Origin of the sequence: Flavobacterium suncheonense GH29-5 = DSM 17707 (assembly GCF_000430025.1) — a bacterium.
Lineage (GTDB): Bacteria > Bacteroidota > Bacteroidia > Flavobacteriales > Flavobacteriaceae > Flavobacterium > Flavobacterium suncheonense.
Map to the genome: position 1 here is coordinate 1 of NZ_AUCZ01000026.1, position 5,303 is coordinate 5,303.

Genomic DNA, 5,303 nt, shown 5'->3' on the forward strand with positions numbered 1-5,303 from the left:
GATAGCAAATCACACGCCTGAGCAGAATGCCAGCGCTCATTAGCATTTTAGTTTTTTTATTGAATTTTAAGTGCTGTTTAAAAAAACTAAAAAGCTAATTTTCCTTCGCTCCTTTCCTGCCAATTGGAATGCAAAAAACAGTGCCGGAAAATTGGAGTGTTCCAAGTTTGTGGGGCAACCGAATTTATAACAGCAGTTTGGCAAAATTGCTAGGCTTGGTTTTTATCGGTAAGCGATATTGTTTGCATTTCTTCTCCGAAGTCAGGTTTTTTCTTTCTAACTTTTCGGTATATTTGTGAACGTAAATCATTAACTGTCGCAACTTTGCCAAGCTGCAACACGTTATAAGCTATTTCAAAACTCGCAAAATCCAAAAAATGAGAAAACTTGAAGTATTATTGTTTTTAATTATCATTTGCGCCTGTTCAAAGCCAAAAAACAATTTTCTTAATGATTTTGTTGAATCAGAAACTGACAAAAAAATATACTTAAAATCAATTCCTAAAGAAGGACTTGATATTTTAATGGCTACTAATGAAATTAACCCTTCAAACTTAAATACTGAACATAAATATTTTTTTGGGTTCAAGAAAAAACTTAATGAAAATCATTACTTAATTTCATATCTAGATAAATACAGACCTCAATATCAATTTACAAATTTACTGATTGGTTGGAGTGATGAATTTTATTGTATTTACAATATTGATAAAAACCAAGTTATTTCAAAATTAAAAGTGAGTTCTTCTGATCCCATTTTTTCTAATTTTAAAAAGCAAGGTGATAACTATATCGTCAATTCAAAATTCTTCAAATTCATTCCTAAAGAATCAGAATGTAATGATATTGTAATTCAAAGAGACATTACAAGCATAACTTATCAAATTCGAAACAATAAGTTTGTGGAAATAGAATCGAGTAAAAGAAACAGCTTATAACAGCGGTTTTGTGCAAGTGGGGTTTTAGTGTTTAATGGAACGAACTGGATTCAAAAGCCTTTGCTCCTATTCTACTTTCTTCTTTCAAACTTTTCGTCATATTTGTAAACATCAGTAACAAAAATCCCCGCCTGACACAAAGCCGGCGGGACGTTGGCTGCAATTTTGAAATAACTAAACCTTAATTACTTATGAGAAATATAATTATAATAACAATAATATTTTTTAGTTATATTAATACTTCTCAAAGTCAGTCAATAAGCAGCGGTTATTATTCTAGTCCTAAATCAAAAAATAACTACTTTTTTGATTTTTTTTACAAATTTGAAGACGCTAATACTTTCAAATATATCAGCTTTGGTTGGGAAGGAAAAGGATTTGGTATAGGTAAATATGAAATCAAAAATGATTCACTTTATTTAAAATTTGAGAATTGTCATCTCTGTGGCGAAGAAAGATATCTCGAGAGAATTGAAGGCCAATCTGACTCTTTAAAAATCAATTTAAAAATGATGTACGAATCTGATTTAATGAATTTAGCTTGCACAGTAGTTGAGACTAAAGAAAATTTAAATCCTGACTATTCAAATGTCATTATAAAAAAAACAATACCAAAAAATGGACGCGACTTAACATTACTTTTTTCATTTATTGGCCATCGAGATGTTCCCATCAAAATAACAAAAGAAATAATATAATTAAATGGCACAATAATATTCGACGATTATTTTACATCTTTTGCAAACGAGATAGAATCATATAAAATCATAAAAATGAATGAAGATTCTCTTAAATTATATATGGTTGATGAAAAAGTGAAGCTAAAAAAAATATCAAAAGAAGATCTTGAAAAAAAGCTCAAAAAATATAATTCAAATGATAAATATGAGTTTTATATAAAATATTTTCTATAAAAAACTGCAGCCAACAGCGGTTTTAAGCAATGGCGGGGCTTGGTGTGTAATGGGAGGAGCTAGTGCTTGCACTTCTCTCCTATTTAGTCGCAATTTTCTTTAAAACTTTTCGGTATATTTGTGAAGTTCCGTGAGCGGGAAACCGCCACTGCATAAAGCCGGCGGGACGTTGTAGGCAATGCTTAAAAAACGCAATGAAAAAGAGACATCTATTTTTAATTTCCATAATATTTTTTGCAATTAACAGTTGCGCTTGGCTTGATGAAAGCCAGCATCAAAAAATTGTTGACGAATATGAAATTGGATGGAATGATTTGGAATCAAACAGATCAATTTCAAAACCCATAAAAAATTGTGACGGATGCTATGACATAATTGTAAGCAATTACGTGTATGCAGTAGGACATAATGAAAAGCATATTATTGCTAAACAACTTAACTATCCAGAAAATGAAACATATTACTACATAATTGACATTGAGAAAAATAAAAAATCAAGTCAAAATGGAATTATTGGACCACTTAATGTAACCGAATTTGAAAAAAATATAAAAGATTTACAAATAGTAAATTTAAAATTCGATTTAAATTTTGACAAGAAACCTAGAAACTAGCACTGCCTACAACAGCGGTTTAGCCGCATTGCTAGCTCAACTCTTAAAAGAAAATCCTGCGGATTTTCGAGCGTAGCATTTCATAACAAAAATTTCTGTAAATTGCCGCAACGACGGCCAAGCCGCGGGAACGTTAGCATTAATTATAAAATTAACTAAAATGAAAAATCTTCTTTTAATTCTCCTTTTTGTGTTTTCAATCAAAACATATTCTCAAAGAAATGAAATAGCTTGGAGCAAAGCAAAAGAAGCGATAAGACTAATGGATGATGGAAAAGTTGAGGAAAGTATTGTTTTGCTCAAAGAATGTGAGAAAATTGATGGAAAAGACTATACTTATCCTTATGAAATTGCCTATGCTTATATATTAAAAAAAGATTATGCAACTGCAATTGATATACTTAACAAAACAAAAAAATATAAAAACATCAATAGCCAAGTATATCAATTATCTGGCAATTGTTATAGTTATATGGGTAAACCAGATTTGGCAATTAAAGAATATGAAGCTGGCTTAAAAAAATTTCCAAAAGCTGGAAACTTACATTTAGAAAAAGGAAACATTTTTCTACAACAGGAAAAATACAATGAAGCAATTGAAAACTATGAAAAAGGAATTAAAGCTGATCCAATGTTTCCTTCAAACTATTACAGGTTAGCCTTACTCTACTTAGAATCCAATGATAAATTATCCGGTTTAATTTATGGAGAAATTTTTATGAACTTAGAACGTACAACAAAAAGAACTACAGAAATGAGCAAGTTGCTTTTTGATACATATAATAAGTCGGTGATTTTTAATGGTGATGAAACGAAAATTGAATTTTGTGATGTCATCATAACAGACAAACAACTAAAAGCTAAAGAAATACGTTTGCCATTTTGTGGAGTTTTTGGCTCACACTTTATCTTAAGCACTTTTGGACAAAATGAAATCAACCTGATTTCTCTGTCAAAAATTAGAATCGCATTTATTAATAATTATTTTAAAGAGGATAACAAAAAATATCCAAATGTTTTATTTGACTATCATAAAAAAATGCTAGACAAGGGTTATTTTGATTCATATAACAAATACATCTTTCAATTAGGTGCACAAAGTGAGTTTACTGAATGGAGAGATGCTAACAAAGAAGATTACGACAAGTTTGTAGATTGGTACACAACAGAAAGTAATTATTTAACAATAAATAAAAATAACTTTTTTATAAAAGAATAACTAATGCTAACAACGGTTTAAAACCATTGCTAGTTTAAACCTTAATAGAAAATCCTGCAGATTTTCAAGCACTGCATTCCATAACAAATAATTCGTAAATTGCCGCAACGGTTTTAAGCCGTAAAACGTTATGCCACATTTAAACAAAACGACAACCATATGACACCAACACAAGAAATGGTAAGTGTATTATTTGAAAAAGACACTTTAGAAAAAGCCAAAGCACAGTTCAAATCCGGAGCCGAAAAAACACCAATTGACAGTCGAGATATGTCTTTCCGACTTTTCAAGACTAAATACGGAACCATAAATCTTGAAATGCTTTGCAGAGATAACAGCGGAATGTATTTCAAACCAATTGGATATTACGAATTTGAAAAAGGTGGATTTTTAAGTTCAGGAAAATTGACAGTAACAGTCTTAAATGAATTTAAAGATGATTACAACTCTGTAAACGGAATTAATCCAACGAATGTAGAAGTGAAATTTATGAATATTCGAGAAAGCGGAATTATCGCAGCTTTTTCCCGAGAAACTTTTGAGATGGTAAAAGAAATGTACAGACTAAAAGCAAACGGACTTCCTCAATCTGTAATTGACCAAATAGGACCATTTCCACATTTACACGCTATGCAATTTGACAAGTCTCTAAATTCAAACGGACTTGATATTGACTTGTTATTTTCAATGGACGGTTTCCCTCAATGTTTCTTGGATGACGATTACGGAGTTCAAGGTGCTTTTGGAGCATATTTTAAAAATGAGAATGGATACAGTTTAAATCCAACTGTTGAACACAAAGCGAATTACGATAAATTTCACCAAATGGGATTATTATCTGTCTTTAATGGTTTTTAATATGGAAATGAAAAAACAGTTATTTAATTCAAGTGAGTTAGGAATGTTGTCTTCAGCATTTTTAAAAAATTTGTTTCCAAAACCGAATAAAGGTCAATTATTGTCCAAATGTGTAAATGGAGATTGTACTTTATATTTCGACTTGGATTACCACGAGAAGTTGGATTTAACAATTAGACAAAAATATTACGAGGGACAATTTGCAAGAAGTAATGCAGAATCTGAATGGAATAATATTATGATTAAGGTAAATACAGCGGAATTGACAAATGAAGACACGACAGATTTTGACACTTATTGGTTGTCAGCAGATTAAAAAAACGTGGCATAACAATGTATATAAAAAATAGGCGGATAAGTAATAATATCAAGCGTTTTGGCTCGTATCAAACTTTTGGCTCAACCGAAAGTTCAGTGCTTCGAAATCGCCTACTTTTCATATACTAACCGTTATAAATCAGTTGCCTTGCGCGCGTAAAAATCAGAACCTAAACGATTTCTACAAATAAATTTTCTATCAAATTTTATAACTATCAATTATAATTGTTGTGGAAAAATATTGTGGAAAAACGTTGTGAAAATTGGTGCGTGAAAAACTAAACGTAAAAGCAATGCTGGAAACTCAGTACGCAAATCGTTGAAATCATATTCATCTCAAATTTGCAACAAGTGTAAATTAAAAATTTACACATGATAGCAAATCACACGCCTGAGCAGAATGCCAACGCTCATTAGCATTTTAGTTTTTTTATTGAATTTT

Annotated in this window: 7 protein-coding genes; all 7 read left to right on the plus strand. The window is 30.6% G+C overall.

Annotated features, from left to right (window positions below; genetic code table 11):
* Positions 1–377: 377 nt before the first annotated feature.
* The 7 genes from G498_RS0109620 to G498_RS0109655 all read left to right on the plus strand — a co-directional run bounded on the left by G498_RS0109620 (position 378) and on the right by G498_RS0109655 (position 4,859).
* Positions 378–938 carry a hypothetical protein gene (locus G498_RS0109620; protein ID WP_026980973.1) on the plus strand — a complete coding sequence of 187 codons (561 nt, stop codon included), beginning with the start codon at positions 378–380 and terminating at the stop codon, positions 936–938.
* Between the two features lie 191 nt (positions 939–1,129).
* Positions 1,130–1,636 carry a hypothetical protein gene (locus G498_RS0109625; protein ID WP_026980974.1) on the plus strand — a complete coding sequence of 169 codons (507 nt, stop codon included), beginning with the start codon at positions 1,130–1,132 and terminating at the stop codon, positions 1,634–1,636.
* Between the two features lie 75 nt (positions 1,637–1,711).
* Positions 1,712–1,852, plus strand: coding sequence for a hypothetical protein (locus G498_RS15760; RefSeq protein WP_154656452.1), 141 nt, complete (start codon positions 1,712–1,714; stop codon positions 1,850–1,852).
* Positions 1,853–2,046: 194 nt separating this feature from the next.
* Entirely contained in the window at positions 2,047–2,466 is a 420-nt protein-coding gene (locus G498_RS0109640; RefSeq protein ID WP_026980975.1) for a hypothetical protein, read from the plus strand.
* 160 nt (positions 2,467–2,626) lie between these two features.
* The gene (locus tag G498_RS0109645) at positions 2,627–3,685 is read left to right on the plus strand and encodes a tetratricopeptide repeat protein (protein WP_026980976.1); all 1,059 of its coding nucleotides are present in this window, start codon (positions 2,627–2,629) and stop codon (positions 3,683–3,685) included.
* Between the two features lie 159 nt (positions 3,686–3,844).
* Positions 3,845–4,543 (plus strand): hypothetical protein, encoded by a 699-nt coding sequence (locus G498_RS0109650; protein WP_026980977.1) that lies wholly within the window; start codon positions 3,845–3,847, stop codon positions 4,541–4,543.
* Between the two features lie 7 nt (positions 4,544–4,550).
* Positions 4,551–4,859 (plus strand): hypothetical protein, encoded by a 309-nt coding sequence (locus G498_RS0109655; protein WP_131387716.1) that lies wholly within the window; start codon positions 4,551–4,553, stop codon positions 4,857–4,859.
* The last annotated feature ends 444 nt before the right edge of the window (positions 4,860–5,303 follow it).